Annotated in this window: 1 protein-coding gene; it reads right to left on the reverse strand. The window is 58.1% G+C overall.

Going from position 1 to position 267, the window contains the following annotated elements:
- The coding region (locus tag OGY18_RS02900; RefSeq protein WP_286551662.1) for an IS3 family transposase at positions 1–267 on the reverse strand (267 nt) is incomplete at both ends.

Here is a 267-nt window from a genome sequence, read left to right on the forward strand (position 1 = left end):
ACGCTCATCCGGAGCATCCGGATTGAACTGTCGCTGGAGCCTGTTGGGCGACACGATACTGGCCTCGCCTTTACGTGCCCGCGGGCTCCGGTATCCGACCTGAGCCTTTATCCCGACACGTTTCATCAGTCGCCAGACCCGGTTCACTCCGCACTGTTGCCCGCTGTCCCGCAGATCCAGATGGATTTTGCGATAACCATAGACGCATCCCGATTCCAGCCAGAACTGTTTAATCTGTCCTGTCAGTCTCAGGTCTGCCTGATGGCG

Source organism: Citrobacter sp. Cpo142, assembly GCF_030332425.1.
Taxonomy (GTDB): domain Bacteria; phylum Pseudomonadota; class Gammaproteobacteria; order Enterobacterales; family Enterobacteriaceae; genus Citrobacter; species Citrobacter portucalensis.